This is a genomic window from Nocardioides sp. Arc9.136 (assembly GCF_030506255.1).
Taxonomy (GTDB): Bacteria; Actinomycetota; Actinomycetes; order Propionibacteriales; family Nocardioidaceae; genus Nocardioides.
In genome coordinates this window covers 2352664-2368686 of record NZ_CP113431.1, presented here as the reverse complement: position 1 = coordinate 2368686, position 16023 = coordinate 2352664, and the positions used below count along the sequence as shown (strand labels likewise).

The following is a 16023-nucleotide window of genomic DNA, read 5'->3' as shown; positions in this document are numbered from 1 at the left end:
GGGAGCACCAGCACATGACAACGTTCGACCAGGAACTCACAGGCCGATACGTCGCGGCCGGCGGCGACCGCCCCGACCTCGACGCCCGCCGCGTCGCGCGGGCCGTGTTCGTGCGCAACACCATCCGCGCGCTCTACAACGCCGACAAGAAGTCCATCGCCCCCGCCGACAACGGCTTGCCGGCCGAGCTCGTCGACGCAGCCGAAGAACACCTCGAGCACATTGCTAACGACGTCAGCCAGCGGTCAGTCATGGCGTCGCCCACCACAGGAGGGAGACGCCACATGAGGAAGCACCACTCCGCGCTCGGGGGAGTAGCCCTCGCCCTCGCCCTGACCCTCACGGGCTGCGGCGGCGACGACACCGAGCCCACGGTCCAGGAGACCCCGAGCCAATCCCCCTCGCCGACACCCACCAGCACGCCGACTCCGAAGACACCGGAGGAGAAGGCGGCGGCCCAGCTGACGAAGTACCTCGAGGTGAGCGACCTTGCCCACCGCAAGCGGACGATCGACTTCAAAGCCCTCAACCCGGTCGCGACGGGTGAAGAGTTTCTTGAGCTGCAGGAAGCGGTCGTCGACATGAAGATTGCCGACGTCACGAAAACCGGCAGTTACGTCCACACGCTCGGGGACCCGCGAAATCGCGGCGGCTCGATCGAGATCACGGACTGCGAGGACCGTTCAGGAGTAACCGTGAAGGTGAAGGGGAAGGTGCGGACGCCCGACTACACCACTCCTGACGGCAACCCTCTCCGCAACCCAGTGCCCGTCAAGTACACCCTCGTCAAGGACAAGGGCGCGTGGAAGGTTACCGAATCTGACCTCCTGTGGGAGGAGTCATGCTGAGGCGCATTATCGCTCTGCTGGCGATGCTCGGTGCGTCGTTCGTGGTCGTGGTCGCAGTGGCACCCTCGGCGAACGCTGACGGCTGCGACGTCGACGAGGAGACGGGCGAGGTCGTCTGTGAGGACGAGGATGATGGTGGCGGCAACGGCGGCAACGGCGGCAACGGCGGCAACGGCGGTGACGGGGACGACACCGGCGGCTCCTCCACCTGCAACTACAACGGGAGTGAGATTCCGTGCACCGGCCCCGGAGGGTCGGTGTGGAGCAGCCTTCACGAGTGCTGGATCGGACCTTCGGCTGGTGAGCTGGGCGAGGATCTTCAGCCGCCCGCGGGCCAGACGAACGAAGACGGCGCCTGGCACGTCTGCTACTTCCCGCCGCCCGGATCGTCCTGGGAGTACACGTGGGTGCAGACCGGCGAAGAAGTCACCATCGACCCTGTGGTGCTCGCTCAGCGCGCGATCGCCTCGATGGACCTGGATCCCATCCAGATCGGCATCGTCCCCGAATCGGGTCCGAACCGGGTCGGCCTTGTCGGGCTGCCGGTGTGGATGTGGGTCGACAGCCCGACGGACGACACGTTCGGTCCGCTCACTGCGTCGGCCAGCGAAGGGTCGGTGTCGGTCAGTGCCACCGCCAGCGTCTCCAGCATCGTCTGGAACATGGGCGACGGGACCACGGTGACCTGCACAGGCAAGGGCACCCCGTACGCCGACCACTACGGCAAGCAGGACTCGCCGACGTGTGGGCACCGCTACGAGAAGATGTCGACGGACCAGCCCGATGGGGCCTACCAGGTCACCGCCACGAGCCACTGGGTCGTCGAGTGGGCCGGCGGAGGTCAGTCCGGAACCATCGAGCTCGACCTCACCACCGACGAGCTGCCGATCCGCATCGGTGAGGCCCAGGTGCTGACGCAGTGAGTGGTCGGTAGTCACTCAGCGACCACAGGAGACAGGTCCCCGTCCTCGGAGCAGGACGGGGACCTGTTCTCGTTCCAAGGGCCCCGGATCGAGCCCCGGCCGGCGGCGAGTATCCGGCCTGCGCGGGCCGCCTTTGCGAAGGGGAAAGCCCAGGCGTCTCGGGTCACCTGGGGCTGCGGGGCCTAGGAGAGAACGGCCGATCGAGCAGCGCAGGCGATCCAGGAACTCACGGCGGCCCCGCCGGGAGAAGCTGCGCAGGCGCCGGACCGGCGCCGCGTCGACTGCCGTTCGGGGCCGCTCGACCGCCGCATGAGATGTCGAGATGCAGTCAACGTTTCCGAATCCGCCGTGGGGAAGTTGGACGCAACTTGCATGGTCGCGACGGGTTGGTTAAGTACTTGGGTCAACTTGCGCGACCAGCGTTGCCAGCTCGCGCACTGTCGGACTCACGAAGTCCTGATGGGTCGAGGGGCCTCAGTGGGCGCGCCGTGCTCTGAGTTGGGCGCTACCGCTGAGCGGGCAGCCAGGCTGCGGGTATCAAGGCCTTGCCTTGGCCGCGCCAGTTGTCGACGACGGCGTTCTGGAACCAGTCGCGGTCAATGTCGGCGTGGTCGACTGCGATGATTTGGAACTGGCCGGGGTTCTGTTCGGTGAACTCGTTCATGAGTTCGTAGAGCCTGCGGACTGCGAGTTCGTCGACGTCGGTGTCGGCGCGGCCCGACCGTTTGGCGACCTCGGACGGGTAGTGGCCCTGCGAGGGCTGGTCGATGACGAGGAGGCGCGGGACAGGCCGCTCGTGGCGGATGAAGGTCTGGTGCAGTGCGAGGTGGCCCGCGATGTGGTACCCGATCCAGTTCTCGGCGCTGCCGATGCGGTGCAGAGGGACGGGGTTGTCGTCGACGTCAGCGATGACAGTCAGCCGCGCCAGGTCGATGCGGACGTCCTGCTCGGAGTGCTCGAGTTCGAGCCTCCGGGCGTAGGCGGTCAGGTCCCGACCGACGGCGAGCAGACGCGAATTGAGGCGCTCGCGCGCGGTGTCGTCCGAGAGTTGCAGCGTGAGCTCCGCGACGGCCTGTTCGGCAAGCGTGATGCGCTCGCGCAGCGCGTCTCTGTGCGTGTCGTCTGCCTCCGGCGCCCGGGCGAGGATGGCGTCGATGCGGCCGCGTGTGAAGTCCTGCCGACGAATGGCTGCTCGTCCGACCGTCGCGTCCGCACCGAAGCTCGCCTCAAGGACACTGCGTGCTTGGCGAACGCGGGCCTGCGCCTCCTCGATGCGCCAATTCAGCCGGTCCAGGGCGGCGCTTTTCGCCGGGCTGGCAGTGCGCACGTTCCGCAGCCGGTCACTGAGCTGATCAAGAGCAGCTCGCATCTGCGCGGAAGACGGGTCGGGGTTCGCCTGCGAGCTTCCACAGACAGGGCAGACTTCCGAAGCCTCGGCGCCCGCCCCCTCTTGTTCGGAGTCAAGCGGAAGAAGGTTGAGGCTGGTCAATCGGCCGAGCTGGACGTCGAGAGCGTCGGCGTACGCGCTGCCACCCTCCGTTTCCTCGAGAAGGAGAGAACGCTGCTGCATCAACTGGTCGAGCTCATCCTCTGCGATCGCCAGTTCCGCCTGGTCGCGACGCCGTGAGTCCTGCTGGCGTGTGACCGACTCGCCAGGCGCAGTCACCTGGCCCCGGGCAGCCTGATGGAGACGACTGATCAGTTCCGGCCGGGTCAGGCCCTCGCCCGGGTCGGGTTGCTCTGCGAGGCCCGCCTCCACCGCCTCGGTCAACAACGACCGCAAATCCTCGTCGATCTCCTTCGACGCGCTGTCGGCCTCGCGAAGATCTCGCTCAAGCCGCTGCAGGCGCCGCGTCTCCTGGCGCAGTGTCGCCTTCAACAGCGCCTGGTCAGGGGGCACCGCGCCGAGGAAGTACGGAATGGTGTCGCGCAGCGCCTCGTCGATGCCCCGTTGCCCGGAGCGGTGAAAGAGTCGCATCGAGTTCGAGATCTCGTCCTGGTTCTGTACGCACAGAAGGGCGGCATGGCCGAGATGGGTGCGGAGCGGCTCTCGAACGGCGCCGGCCGGCGGGTCGATCTGGCTCTCGGTGATGCCGATACGAGAACCGAGCTCGAGCCGCATTGTTCTTGTGTTGGTGTTGGGCGCGAGTGCGCCGGGGTCTACTGGAGTGAGGTGGCCGTCTCCGATGACCAGCATCACCTCCGTGTTCTCCGCGGCGCTCCCCGCAGGGATAGGGCGACCCACAAAGGCGCGCCCGCCGTCCGCGAACTGCCACAGCGCCCCGACCCACCCCAGTGCTCGCTCCACGCCTCCTGCAGAGGCCGGTACGTCGCTCCGGCCCAGGCAGTAGTCGATCAGCTTCACCAGTACCGTCTTGCCGGTCTTAGACTGCCCAGTGATGACGTTCAACCTGCCCAGTTGAAACGGGATGACTTCACGCTCGCCGTTTCGCGAGTAGAGCGCCAGCGAGACCAGTTGCACGGTCACAGCGTGCCAGAACTGATGGTGCCGAGACGGGTGTTCCGGGCGCTCGGCGCGTGCGCCGGCGTGGCAAGGTGTGGCTGTGACCAAGCGACTCGCGGGCCTTTCGGCGTCCGTTACGGCTGCACCCTGAGGGCTGCGAATACGCTCGCCGCGTCACCGGTGCGAGCAAAGATGCGGCCCAGCATGCCGGCCCCGCGCACGATGGGCGCCAAGTCGCCCGGCGCCTTCGTAGTCGTCTTCGGCAGTTTGGTGCATTGAATGGCCGTGCCCTGGAGAACGAGGTCCAGCATGTTCTCGCGCAATCCGAACCGGAGGCCTTCACGCACATACGGCGCCAGGTGCTTAGCACGCGCGGGGAACCCCGCCGTCAGGACGACCTGGTCCGCGACCCATTTCGGCAGGCTGGTCCTGCTGGTCTTGGGCAGGACGTCACGCGTCGGTTCGTGCAGCACGATCGGAGGCACTAGGAAGCTCATCGGCCACGGCATCGGGAACCCACTCGCGCTCTCGTATTGGTTGGCGGCGGCGGCGAGGATGACCGCGGTGAGCGCGGGATTGAACATGATCGCTGGAACCGGAGACCGCTCCGGCCACGGCGGCAAGACGGTGGTCACCGTGTCGACGTCAGGTTGGCTGTGGAGGACTGCGTCCGACCCATTCTCCGGACCCATGCTCACGCGGTCGCCTCCTTTGCGACCAGGAGCTCTTCGAGCCGGTCTCGAAACTCTGGATGCCAGCCGACGGTCGTCTCCTGGGCCAGCATGTGGTGCTTGCCGCGGTAATAGAAGTCCTGGTCGACTTGAGTGCGGATGCGCAGCGGCTCGCTCGTCAGAATCTGTGCGAGGAGCTTGCGCCCTGACTCGACGCGTCGCTCCGGTGTGCTGGAGTCGCCAAGCTCGTCGACCATGAAGCCGAACGCGACATCCCACGCCTCGCACAGGCGTCGCTCGTACCGCCGGACGTCGTCGCTTCGTAGGAAGTCGCGTTCGAGCCACCGGACTTCGCTCGACACTGCGCGGTGGTAGTCGACGATCGCGCGACGGACGGTGCGAGTGTTGACGGGGTAGTCGAGGAAGCCGAGCTGCTGGACGAAGACCTCATGCTCGAGGCCTCGGAGCGCTTCGTGCCCGTCATCGACGTCGAGGTCGTCGTACTCGGGAAGCCCGTGCTCGCTGAACGCGACGGTCAGCCTGGTCAGTTCGCTTGTCAGCTCCGCTGCGGTGACGACCTCGCGGAGATCTCGCTCCGGGAAGTACCTCCGGCTCAGCATCTCGACGGCCCGGCTGCGCCACCAACCCCACAGAAGTGCCATGTAGTCGTCCTGCTTGTCGGGCGCGTCAGGGAGGTGGCGCCAGAGCTCGCCCCGGATGACCTGGTCGATGTCCAGGACATTCGGCGCGCTGTCCATGACCCGGATGCGGGCGATGAAGGCGTTCTGGGTTGGGACCGAGAGCTTGCTGAACGCGGCTCGCGCTGCCGCCGTCTCCTTGGCATTGTTCTCTGCAGCCACCTTGCGCAGAGCGGCCGCCGCCCCGGCGGCATCGCGTGACGCGTCCCGCAGCATGTGCGCCACGGAGCCTTGTGATGCCGTCGACGTGGTCACGAGGCAGAACGTGGGCCCGTCCGCGTCACCGGGATTGCCGCTGTCGATCCAAGACTTCAGAGTCCGCCAGATCCGGTCCGAGGCGTCTCCCAGTCCGCCGGCGGCGTTGACGCTGTGTTTCACCTGGAGCAGCTCGGCGGGCGTCCCACTGTCGTCCCAGGCCACATCGTCGTGCATCTCCAGGCTGATGGACCTTCCAGGGCCACCGTCCCTAATGAGGGCGTAGAGGCAGTAGTCGGCTTGGTACTGGTAGCCCAGTGCCGGGCCGGCAGCGGAGTGAGTGTCCCTCACGCGTCCTCCTCCGCAGTGGGCCTGTTGCTCGAGGCTGCCCCTCATGGAGAGGCCACCGTAGCGCTTACCTGCAGACCTGCAGACCGCTTCTGAGACTTCCCCGGCGTTCGCAGCGGCGTCCTGCGCGGTCCCACGCCATGCGCGCATGCCGACATCTTCGGCCACGCGGGCAGATCGCCCGCGCGTGGCCCAACGACTTGACTTGCCAGCTGATACCTCGGCCTCAAATGTCGAGCGATCCAGTCTTGAAAAAACCATCAAGCTCGTTTGGAGAAGCTCGCTGCATCTCGACATGAGAAGGCGGCGCAAGGGTCGGCCAGGAGCTTTTTCATGTTTCGGGGGGACGGGGGCGTCCCCCCTCTGACCTGCGCGAACGCAACGGCCGTATCCCCGTCGAGCAGGCGTCCCCCTCGAAATCAGGGGTTTGGGGGGACGGATGCGGGCACGCCCGCTCGCGACCTTTCTGCCGTGCTCAGCCACGGACGAAAGGAGCGAGCGCGATGAGTGTGGGCGACCAGCTCGGCCTCGACGACAACAGCGAACTGCTCGACCAGGCCCGCCAGAAGTGGCCGGCCTGGGTGGCCACCGATCCGCGCCTCGGCGTGGTCGACAACTTCGACGACCTCCGCTCCTGCCTACCGACGGTGGACCACGAAACCTCCGACCAGGTCCTCCTCGCTCTGGCAATGCTGGCGGCCCCCGACGGCGGCGAAGACATCGCCGCTGCGGCCGCGCTCGCCAAGTGCCTACTGCCCGGCGCCTGCCGGCTCGCCGGCTGGCTAAGCACCCTCCCGCCACGCGAGGTCTTCCGCGACAGCCAGCCGATCATGTCCGGCGCTTGGTCAGCAGTCGAGCGGGTCGACGAACTCGTGGCCTCGCAGCTGTGGATCGAGGTCCGCACGTTCAAGTGGCGCCGGCTCCAGAAGGTCGCGGCCAACATCTTGATCAACACCCGCGTCGGCGTGCTCCGCGAGGTCGGCGACTTCTTCTACGTCTCCCGGGCCGACCGCACCTGGGCGAACACGACCCTCGTCGAGTCCTTCTCGGCCGGCGACCTGACGAGCGCCGACGGCGGCGCCGGCTACTCCGCCGAGATGTCCACCGAGCGGGCCGCCGGCGCGCTGTTCCACCGCCCCGAGATCCTCGCCGACGCTGGACCCGAGCATGAGGAGCCCACGGCCACCGAGGAGCTCCTGGAGCTGCTCGCCTGGGCGTGCGACCACGAGGTCATCAGCCCCGCCGACCGGTACCTGCTGCTGTGCCTGGTCGAGGAGGCAGACCGGGTCCAGACCCGGCGTCTGGCGCGCGGCTACGGCGGCCTCCTCAGCAACGAGGTCTCCAGCCGGGTCGCGCCCCGCATCGGGGTCTCGGAGGCAACCGTCCGCCGCCACGGCTCGCGCACCGTCCGCGCCCTCGCCGCGGCCGCCCCCAGGAAGTTCGGCCATGCCGAATGAGCCCGGAAGTGATCGCTCGCACCGCCCCGCAACACATAGGCGACTGGAGGTGGTGAAGTCCATGACAAACACCCACGACGGCGAGACCCGAACGCCGGAGCAGATCGCCGAGCTGTTCGCGATCGCCGGCCGCGAGATAAAGGCCATCGATCAGCTGACCGGCTGCGTCGCCCAGCTGCACGAAGTCCAGGCCGCCAAGGCGGAGCTGGCGACCCTGACCCCGGCTGAGGTACGCGCCGCGCTCGAGTTCCGCCGCGGCACCATCGGGGAGGCCCAGTGAGCACCCAGACCTCGAACCGACCGGTCGGCGTCGACGAGCTCAAGCGCGCCTGGCAGGCACTGAACGCCGGCGAGTTCCGCGCCGGCCCCGGCGCCGGCAAGGGTCCCCGCGGCCGCGGCACCGCCGCCGAGGCAAACTGGACCCCGGCCGACGGCGAGCACACCATCCCCGTCATCGGGTCCGCAGGCTCAGTCGGCGCGAGCACCGTCGCCCTGGCCACCGGCCTCGCTGCAGCCGCCCCAGTCCGAGTCATCGAGTGCTGCTCGGTCACCGCCTCCGGCCTCGCCGCGGCCAGCACCGCCGAGCTCGGCCTGCACCCGACCGACTGGCGGCAGGGCAAGCGCGACCACGTCCTGCTCGAGCGCGCCAGCGAGGTCCTCGCCGGCGTCGACGAGGTCCCGCTGCCCACCGACGCCGAGCACGACGCCCAGCTGACCATTCTCGACATCGGGTGGGAGGCCGGCCAGCTGCTGGCCACCGACTGCTGGCTCGCCGAGGCCGTCCGCACCGCCGACCAGGTCGTCCTGGTCACCACCGCCACCGTCCCCGGGATGCGCCGCGCCGGTGTTGTCATGGACCTCCTCGCTGGCCACTGGCAGCCCGAGCAGATCACCCTCGCCATCCGCGGCCCGCGCCGCAAGAAGTGGCCCCGCGGCCTCGAGCACGCCGGCGGCCCCGCCGTACGTTGCGCCCTCGGCGCGGACCGGTGCGTGGAGATCCCCGAGGACCGCGACCTCGCGGTCAACGGCCTGGACTCCCGGCCCGTCCCGGCCCCCCTGGTCTCGGCAGCACGTCAGCTGCTCGAGCCCCAACACCTGTCCACCGACACCAGCGAAAGCGCCTGACCCGTCCGGGTCAGCAACCCGAAAGGTAAGTCCGCCCATGGACGTCATGACCGCGACCGCAACCACTGTGATGGCTGTCTGCCCGAAGGCGCCCCCGGGTGCTGTCGGGCCCACCAACGAGATCACCAGCTACGTGCTGTGGGGCGTCATCGTCCTGTTCGGTCTCGGCATCATCATCGCGATCGGTGCGATCATCGCCGGGCGAGTGTTCTCCCTGCCGCACGCCTCCAAGGTGGGTGTGATCTCGGTGGTGGTCGTGTTCGCGTGCGCGATCGCCTACCTGGTGCTGCCGGGCATGCTCAACGGGATCCTCGGCAGAGGCTGTATCTGATGCGGCGCGCAGCCACGAAGAAGGCAGAAGGCACCAGCGAGTGGAGCCGGCGTCGGTTGCTCGGCATCCTGGCCGCCGCCGTCGCCGTGGCTGTGCTCCTGCTCGGCGGCCTCGTGTACGCGGTCTACCTGGCGGTCTCCGGTGTCGGTGGCGAGGCCAGCGCGAACACTGGCGTGGCCACCGGCGAGACCGAGCGCTCGATGGTGGCCCGCGGTGCCGCGCATCGCGATGAGATCGCGGCCGAGCTGATGCTGACCGTGCCCGAGGGCGCGGCCTTCCCGGCATCACACCCGGGGACCACCAGCGCCAAGGCCCCGGAGATCAAGATCCCGACCGGGACCGGCGCCAACGGGCCCGCGTTCGTGATGACCGGGTTCCCGCAGACCCCGGAGGGCGCGATCGGCCAGCTGGCCCAGATCGACCTCGCGGTGCTCCAGTCGATGAGCCTGAGCACCGCCGAGGAGGTCTACAACGCCTGGGCGCTGCCCGGCGGGGCCCGGGCGGAGGACTGGTGGATCACCGCCAGCGTCCGCGCGTTCCTCTCCAGCACCGGGATGGGCGAGGTCAAGGACCCTAACGCCTCGGTGTCGCTGGAGCCGGCCGCCGCGCTCGTCAAGGGCACCGACGGCCCCGACTGGGCCACGGTCTGCGTGCTGATGAAGGTCAGCGCCACCTACAAGTCCGAAGGCCAGATCGCCTTCGCGCACTGCGAGCGCATGCAGTGGGTCGGCGGCCGCTGGATGGTCGCCCCCGGCGCCCCGCCGGCACCCGCACCCGCGACCTGGCCCGGCACCCAGCTGGCACACGAGGCCGGCTGGCGCACCTGGTCCACCGACCACACCGAACCCACCAACCCCGGAGACCACGGCGACCACGGACACCACGAAGGGGAGCACTGAGATGAGCAACCGCATGAACGACTCGATGGGGGAGTCCCGCACCACCCTGCTGCGCGTGGGCGTCCTGGTGGTGATCGCCGCCCTCGTGGCGACCACCGTCTGGCTCGGAGCGCGCGGCCGGGCCGACGACAGCGGCGGCACCGGCAAGACCAGCGGCGACTCCTCGAGCCAGACCGGGCAGCAGGGACAAGACGTCTCGGTCGACCAGGTCGCCCCGGAGACCGCCCCCGCCGACGGCGTGGTGATCCCGACCGGAGCCGACCAGGTCGACGGCTACCCGACCCGGTTCCCGCAGACCGACCTGGGCGCGGTCGCGCTGCAGGTCGAGGTCGCCAAGGCGCAGGTCGGGTTCGACTACGACCAGGCCGCCGCCGTCGCCGGCCTGTACGCCAACCCCGAGGACAAGGCCGTCTTCGAGCAGCGCGCCCGCGACGCCGTCGCACTGCGCCGTCAGCAGGCCGGCGTCCCGAAGGAGGGTGACGTCCCCCCGCCCGCGTCGTACGCCGTGACGCCGATCGCCTACACCCTCGAGGAGCTCGACACCGGCTACCACGCGGTGAACCTGCTCAGCTACGTCACCCTCACCACCGCCAACGGCAAGGTCAGCGACGGCCTCTACGCCGGCACCCAGCTGATGCGGTGGATCGAGGTCGACGGCGTGAGCGACTGGCGCCTGGTCCAGGGCAGCGATGAGGACATCGAGCACCTGGTCTCCACCGGCCAGCCCAAGGCGGTCGCGCCCGGCACCCCGGAGTACAAGCAGGCCGGCTGGATCCCGATCAACGGAGCCTCCCAGTGACCGCCGGCAACCTCTTCCACCGGGTGACCCGGCTGGGCATCGGCGCCCTGGCGGTCCTGGTCCTCACCACGCTCCTCGGGGCGGCCATGGCCATCCAGCCGCCCGCCGCGGCCGCGGCCGAGCCGCCGGCCGCCACGGCGTACGTCGCCACGGTCGAGACCGGCGACCAGCTGCCGGCCCGCAACGTCAAGATGGGCTGCCCCGGCCCCGACGCGCTGTGCGACCTCGGCGGTGACGCCGTCGACTGCGCCAAGGACCCGATCGATTGCGCCAAAGACGCAGCCGGCGAGGTCAAGGACGGCGCCGGCAATCTGATCAATGGCGCCGGGGACGTCCTCGACGGGGCCGCCGGGCTGCTCCCGGACGGCTGCGGCATCCTCGACGCGATCTGCGACGGCGGTCTCTCCGGGCTCCCGGGCCTGCCTGGCGTCCCCGGTCTGCCGGGGATCCCTGGCCTCCCGAACGTCGGCGACCTGTTCGGTGGCGGCATCCCGGGCCTCGGCGACATCCCCAACCCGTTCGAGGCCATCGGCGACGTCATCGCCAAGGCCGCGGCCGACGCCTGGACCGCGGCCATGCTCGCGGTCTGGAACTCCGGCCTGTTCGTGCTGCGCATCGTGCTCACGTTCAGCGAGCTGTTCTTGACCCCCGACCTGCGCGCCGACGGACCCGGCAAGGACGTCTACGCCTTCACCCTCTGGCTCGCGCTCGCCCTGGTGGTCATCTTGGCGATGATCCAGCTCGGTGCCGCGGCCTTCAAGCGCGAGGGCAAGGGGCTCGCGCGGGCATTCATCGGCGCCGGCCAGTTCGTCTTGGTCTGCGCCTGCTGGTTCGGCTACTGCGTGATGATCGTCGCCGCGTGCGGCGCCATCACCAAGGCGCTGATGAATTCGCTGCTCAAGGTGCAGACCTGGCCCGACTGGGACCCCCTGGGCGGCCTCGGTATCGACGACATCACCGACGCCGGCGTGGCCACCGCCCTCGCCTTCCTCGGCATCTTCCTGTGGCTAGCCGCGATCGGGCACCTCCTGGTCTACCTGACCCGCGCAGCGTCGCTGCTTGTGCTGACCGCAACCGGCCCGCTCTCGGCGGCCGGGCTGGTCACCGACTTCACCCGCTCCTGGTTCTGGAAGAGCCTGCGGTGGTTCCACGCCGCGGCGTTCACCCCCGTGCTGATGGTGATGGTGCTGGGCATCGGCGTGCAGTTCGCTAACGGCGTCGCCGCCCACCTCGCCGACGACACCGCCAAGGCGTTCGGCACCGCCCTGCCGGCGGTGATGACGATCCTGATCAGCGTCGTCGCGCCGCTGGCCCTGTTCAAGCTCCTGGCCTTCGTCGACCCCGGCACCCCCAGCGGGGCGTCGTTCCGGCAGGGCATGGCCATCCAGGGCGGCCTCCAGGGCCTGCTCAGCGGCGGCGGTGCCGGCGGCGGCTCCTCGGCCGCGTCGACCACCGACGGCAACGGCCGCTCCTCGGGTGAGCAGAGCGCCGAGGCCTCGACCGGCGACCGGTTCAACAAGTCCACCCAGGGCGTGCTTGGCAGCTTCGGCCCGGTCGGGCAGGCGCTGTCGACCGGCATGGGCTGGATCAACTCCGCCGGCGCCAAGGCCACCTCCCTGATGTCGGACGAGACCAACCAGGCCGGTGTCGGGCAGAGCACCTACGGCCCCGACTTCAGCGGCATGGGTGGCCGACAGTCCGGTGGCCAGTCCGGCGACCAGAGCAGCGGCACGCACCCCGGCTCCCAGGACAACGGCGACGACGACCCGCCGCCGAACCCGCCCATGCCGCCGGCACCGCCGACTCCGCCGACGCTGCCCACCGGTGGCGCACCGGGCGGCGGCTCGGGTGGTGGCCAGAGCGGTTCCGGGGGAGCCGCAGCGACGCCCAAGACTCCCGCCGCCGGTGGCGGGGGAGCGGCCGGAGGTGCCGGCGGGGCTGGTGCGGCCGCCGGCGGGATCCCACCGGTGGTGGTGTAGCCGATGCGCCCCGCCACCTGCCCCCAACCCCGATCGACCCCTACTGACCCGGAAGGAAGCCGACGATGACCATCTACGCCGACTACCAGCGCGACCGCATCGGCTGGTTCTTCGGCCTCTCCGGAGGCCAGCTGATGTTCCTGGCGCTGGCCAGCCTGCCGGCGTTCTGGGCGATCAGTCGCGGAGCGTGGTTCTCCGCGTTCCTGTTCGCGCTGGTCTGGCTGTTCCTGCTGGGCATCACCGTCATCCCGGTCCGGGGCCGCTCGGCCACCGGCTGGGTGTTCGCCTCGAGCATGTACGCCGTCGGCGGACTGCTCGGCTGGACCTCCTTCCGGGCCAAGGCCGCCCAGGGTCGCGCTGAGGACCTCGACACCCCCGACCTGCCCGGGGTGCTGCAGGGCATCAAGATCCACGACGGTCCGCCGCACGGCTCGCAGCTGCAGCGGGTCGGGGTGATCCACGACGACGCCACGAAGACCTGGGCGGTCACCGCCGCGGTCGTCCACCCCGGCATCGGCATGAAGGACACCGAGGAGCGCAGCCGCTACGGCGAGGCGCTGGCCGGGCTGCTCGACGTCGCCGCCCGCACCGAGAAGATCGACGAGATCCTGTTCATGATCCGCACCGTCCCCGAGGACGGTGCCGAGCGCGAGTTGTGGGTCACCAAGCACCGCCGCGGCAACGCGCCGGAGCTGTCCGAGGTCGTCAATAGCGACCTCGCGGTGGGCCTCACCCAGGCGTCGGTGCGCACCGAGCAGTTCGTCACGATCGTCGTCCCGGAGACCCGGATCGCCCGGTCGGCCAAGGAGTCAGGTGGCGGGTTCGAGGGCCGATGCCGCGAGCTCTACCTGCTCATGGCCGAGATCGAGGCCCAGCTGCGCGGCCCGATGGGCATGACGTCGGTCCGCTGGCTCACCTCACCGGAACTCGCCCTGGCGTCCCGGACCGGGTTTGCCCCCGGCGACCGCGCCAGCATCGTCGAGGCCCTCGCCATGCGGGAGAAGGACCCGAACGTGAACGCCGACGTGCCTTGGGCGCTGGCTGGCCCCTCGGGCGCCGACGCGGCGGTGCGGCACTACAGCCACGACGCGTGGAACTCGATCAGCGCCACCATCAAGCTCCCGACCCGCGGCGTCGCGATGGGCGCACTCGCGCCGAGCCTCACCCCCAGCGAGTCGGGGGAGCGGCGCTCGTTCGTCGTCGCCTTCCCGATCGTGTCCCAGTCCAAGGCCGACCGGCAGTCCGGCAACGCCGAGTGGGCCGCGGACCTGGCCGAGGGCATGAATGAGAAGCTCGGCCGCAAGACCCGTGCCAAGCAGCGGGACGAGGCCCACAAGGCCCGCGGCCTGGACGCCAAGCTGGCCCGCGGCAACGCGCTGGTCCGGCCTTACGCGGTCTGCACCGTCACGGTTCCCAAGACGCTGCGAATCACCGAGTTCGGCCGCCGCCTGGACGCCTCGATCCGTCGCGCCGGGTTCGCGCCGCTGCGACTCGACCTCGCCCAGGACGTCGGCTTCGCCGCCTCGACCATCCCCGTCGGGATGAGCCTGACCCGGAGCGGAGACGCCTGATGCCCACCACCACCCGCCGGAACCGTGGCAGCGGCCGCGACATGGCCGCCCTGCTGTCGGACTTCGGCCACGACCTGCCCACGATCCCCACGCTCGCGCCGGAGGCCAAGGAGCCCCGGATCTTCAAGTACGCCCCGCGCCGCGGTGCCGCGCGCCGCGGCCGCGGCTGGGCGCCCGCCTCCGCCCCGGCGCAGGCCTGGCGGATGACCAGCGACCAGGCGCCGGTGTTCTGGCCGTTCGTGTCCGCGCCGGCCCTGCCCCCGACCGGGGCGCAGATGGGCGTCGACCAGCTCTCCGGCGGCTCGTTCTACTGCGACCCATTCGGGTGGGTGCTGCGCGACGACGTGCCGGCGACCAACCCCAACATCTTCCAGTTCGCCAAGCCGGGAAGCGGCAAGTCCGGCACCACCAAGGCGTTCTGCACCCGGATGATGCCGTTCGGCTACCGCACCCTGGTCACCGGCGACGTCAAGGACGAGTACGAGTCGCTGTGCCGCGCGCTCGGTGTCGAGCCCTTCGTCATCGCCCCCGGCTTCTGGGCCCGGGTCAACCCGCTGTCCATGGGGCCGCTCGGCGACGGGTGGGAGAAGCTCTCGGCCGAGGAGGCGCAGCGGCGCGCAACCATCATCTTCAAGCGGTGGCTGGTCCTGGTCCGCGGCCTGGTCGGCTCCATGAAGATCGACGACGAGCGGCGGGTGCCCTTCGGCCCCGACGAGTCGGACGTCGTCCGCAACGCGCTGGCGATCCTCACCGGCTACGCCGCTGGCAACACGGTGCTGCAGGAGACGACCATCCCGCGGCTGTGGGACCTGCTCCGCAACCCCACCGAGGAGCTCGTCCGGGCCTGCGAGTATGCGAACCCCCGCGTGTTCCTCGACGAGACCCGGCTGCTGCGCAACGCGCTCGGCGAGCTGGTCACTGGCACCCTGGCCGGCCTCTTCGACGACTTCACCAACATCGAGGTCGACTGGCGCGCCCCGATCCAGTCGTTCAGCCTCTCCCGGCTCGACGGCCTGGGCGACGAGGCCGTGGGCATCGCGCTGCTGTGCATGAACTCCTGGGGCCGCGGCCTGCGGGAGATCGCCGAACCGGGCGACCTGCGCATCGTCGTGCGCGACGAGGTCTGGAAGCAGATGCGTCTCGGCACCGCCGCGGTGACGAGCTTCGACGCCGACCTGCGGCTCTCTCGCGGTATGGCCCGCAAGGGCGGCGACATCCAGTTCTGCAACCTCCACAAGCCCTCCGACCTGCTTTCGGTCGGCGACGCCGACTCCCAGGCCGCGATGATCGCCAAGGACCTCCTCGAGCTGGCCGACATCAAGATCCTCGGCGCCCAGAAGCCCCGTGTCGCCCGCGAGCTCGACTCGATGCTCGGGCTCGGTCCGATCGCCCAGGACCTCGTCTCCGGGTGGGCGATGCAGGACAAGGGCCGGGCGCTGTGGTGCATCGGTGACGCCACCTACAAGGTCCAGACGGTGCTCCACCCGCTGGAGAAGAAGCTCTACTACACCAACGATGCCATCGAGGCCGCTCTTTAGAAGTTCGCGCGAATTTTGACGGTTCTGCGACGAACCTGAGCATACGCAACGTCCTCGAGTGTGTGCGGACACTCAGGTTCGGAGAAGCCGGGGACGTGGCATTTCGTGTGCCAGATCTGGAGCCGCCACCGAGAAGGAGTAGCGGCGATCGGGCCGGCCCCGCGGGTTCACCGTTGG

The 16023-nt window shown here is 69.6% G+C and carries 14 protein-coding genes; 11 read left to right on the top strand and 3 right to left on the bottom strand.

Annotated features, from left to right (window positions below; genetic code table 11):
* Positions 1-14: 14 nt before the first annotated feature.
* Positions 15-848, top strand: coding sequence for a hypothetical protein (locus OSR43_RS11530; protein ID WP_302266699.1), 834 nt, complete (start codon positions 15-17; stop codon positions 846-848).
* Positions 830-1771, top strand: a complete 942-nt coding sequence (locus OSR43_RS11525) for a hypothetical protein (RefSeq protein ID WP_302266698.1) — start codon at positions 830-832, stop codon at positions 1769-1771. Before OSR43_RS11530 ends, OSR43_RS11525 begins: the two co-directional genes overlap by 19 nt.
* A 505-nt stretch (positions 1772-2276) precedes the next feature.
* Here OSR43_RS11525 and OSR43_RS11520 read toward each other — a convergent pair.
* The 3 genes from OSR43_RS11520 to OSR43_RS11510 form a co-directional block, all read right to left on the bottom strand.
* Positions 2277-4253, bottom strand: a complete 1977-nt coding sequence (locus OSR43_RS11520) for a DUF3732 domain-containing protein (RefSeq protein WP_302266697.1) — start codon at positions 4251-4253, stop codon at positions 2277-2279.
* 116 nt (positions 4254-4369) lie between these two features.
* A complete protein-coding gene (locus OSR43_RS11515; RefSeq protein ID WP_302271667.1) occupies positions 4370-4927 on the bottom strand; it encodes a three component ABC system middle component in 558 nt (185 codons plus the stop codon).
* 2 nt (positions 4928-4929) lie between these two features.
* Positions 4930-6150, bottom strand: a complete 1221-nt coding sequence (locus OSR43_RS11510; protein WP_302266696.1) for an ABC-three component system protein — start codon at positions 6148-6150, stop codon at positions 4930-4932.
* Positions 6151-6650: 500 nt separating this feature from the next.
* Here OSR43_RS11510 and OSR43_RS11505 point away from each other — a divergent pair, with 500 nt between their 5' ends.
* The 9 genes from OSR43_RS11505 (at position 6651) to OSR43_RS11465 (ending at position 15846) form a co-directional block, all read left to right on the top strand.
* Positions 6651-7604, top strand: a complete 954-nt coding sequence (locus tag OSR43_RS11505; RefSeq protein ID WP_302266695.1) for a hypothetical protein — start codon at positions 6651-6653, stop codon at positions 7602-7604.
* Between the two features lie 49 nt (positions 7605-7653).
* Positions 7654-7884, top strand: coding sequence for a hypothetical protein (locus OSR43_RS11500; protein ID WP_302266694.1), 231 nt, complete (start codon positions 7654-7656; stop codon positions 7882-7884).
* Positions 7881-8729: a hypothetical protein gene (locus OSR43_RS11495; protein ID WP_302266693.1), complete on the top strand. Its 849-nt coding sequence runs from the start codon at positions 7881-7883 to the stop codon at positions 8727-8729. Before OSR43_RS11500 ends, OSR43_RS11495 begins: the two co-directional genes overlap by 4 nt.
* A gap of 37 nt (positions 8730-8766) precedes the next feature.
* The gene (locus OSR43_RS11490; RefSeq protein ID WP_302266692.1) at positions 8767-9060 is read left to right on the top strand and encodes a hypothetical protein; all 294 of its coding nucleotides are present in this window, start codon (positions 8767-8769) and stop codon (positions 9058-9060) included.
* A complete protein-coding gene (locus OSR43_RS11485) occupies positions 9060-9959 on the top strand; it encodes a hypothetical protein (protein WP_302266691.1) in 900 nt (299 codons plus the stop codon). Before OSR43_RS11490 ends, OSR43_RS11485 begins: the two co-directional genes overlap by 1 nt.
* A gap of 1 nt (position 9960) precedes the next feature.
* Positions 9961-10758: a hypothetical protein gene (locus tag OSR43_RS11480; RefSeq protein ID WP_302266690.1), complete on the top strand. Its 798-nt coding sequence runs from the start codon at positions 9961-9963 to the stop codon at positions 10756-10758.
* The gene (locus tag OSR43_RS11475; RefSeq protein WP_302266689.1) at positions 10755-12737 is read left to right on the top strand and encodes a type IV secretion system protein; all 1983 of its coding nucleotides are present in this window, start codon (positions 10755-10757) and stop codon (positions 12735-12737) included. The genes OSR43_RS11480 and OSR43_RS11475 overlap by 4 nt, the downstream gene beginning before the upstream one ends.
* A 65-nt stretch (positions 12738-12802) precedes the next feature.
* On the top strand, positions 12803-14308 hold the full coding sequence (locus tag OSR43_RS11470; RefSeq protein ID WP_302266688.1) for an SCO6880 family protein: 1506 nt from the start codon (positions 12803-12805) through the stop codon (positions 14306-14308).
* The gene (locus OSR43_RS11465) at positions 14308-15846 is read left to right on the top strand and encodes an ATP-binding protein (RefSeq protein ID WP_302266687.1); all 1539 of its coding nucleotides are present in this window, start codon (positions 14308-14310) and stop codon (positions 15844-15846) included. The genes OSR43_RS11470 and OSR43_RS11465 overlap by 1 nt, the downstream gene beginning before the upstream one ends.
* The last annotated feature ends 177 nt before the right edge of the window (positions 15847-16023 follow it).

Coding starts and splice junctions, on each gene's coding strand:
- OSR43_RS11530 (WP_302266699.1), top strand. CDS start 15: ATGACAACGTTCGACCAGGAACTCACAGGCCGATACGTCGCGGCCGGC.
- OSR43_RS11515 (WP_302271667.1), bottom strand. CDS start 4,927: ATGGGTCCGGAGAATGGGTCGGACGCAGTCCTCCACAGCCAACCTGAC.
- OSR43_RS11505 (WP_302266695.1), top strand. CDS start 6,651: ATGAGTGTGGGCGACCAGCTCGGCCTCGACGACAACAGCGAACTGCTC.
- OSR43_RS11490 (WP_302266692.1), top strand. CDS start 8,767: ATGGACGTCATGACCGCGACCGCAACCACTGTGATGGCTGTCTGCCCG.
- OSR43_RS11485 (WP_302266691.1), top strand. CDS start 9,060: ATGCGGCGCGCAGCCACGAAGAAGGCAGAAGGCACCAGCGAGTGGAGC.
- OSR43_RS11480 (WP_302266690.1), top strand. CDS start 9,961: ATGAGCAACCGCATGAACGACTCGATGGGGGAGTCCCGCACCACCCTG.
- OSR43_RS11470 (WP_302266688.1), top strand. CDS start 12,803: ATGACCATCTACGCCGACTACCAGCGCGACCGCATCGGCTGGTTCTTC.
- OSR43_RS11465 (WP_302266687.1), top strand. CDS start 14,308: ATGCCCACCACCACCCGCCGGAACCGTGGCAGCGGCCGCGACATGGCC.